The organism is Tritonibacter sp. SIMBA_163, from assembly GCF_046535935.1.
GTDB classification, from domain to species: Bacteria; Pseudomonadota; Alphaproteobacteria; order Rhodobacterales; family Rhodobacteraceae; genus Epibacterium; species Epibacterium scottomollicae.
On sequence record NZ_JAWJBP010001513.1, the window covers coordinates 1 to 230 of the forward strand.

Annotated in this window: 1 protein-coding gene; it reads left to right on the forward strand. The window is 63.9% G+C overall.

Annotated features, from left to right (window positions below; genetic code table 11):
- Window positions 1-230, forward strand: a 230-nt coding sequence (locus R0J92_RS27340) for a hypothetical protein (RefSeq protein ID WP_411053990.1), incomplete at both ends; no start/stop codon positions are given.

Sequence of the window (230 nt, forward strand, 5' to 3'; positions counted from 1 at the left end):
GGCAGGTCGCTACCGTCACCTACGCGGGCGGCGGGGTGCGCACCTATCACTACGAGAATCTGGATTTCCCCCAGCATCTGACCGGCATTACCGCCGAGGACGGGCGCCGCTACAGCACCTTCACCTATGACACCATCGGTCGCGTCATTTCGAGCCAGCACGCGGGTGGCGCTGATGGCGTAACCCTTGCCTACAGTCCGAATGGCGGCGCGGTGGTCACCGATGCATTG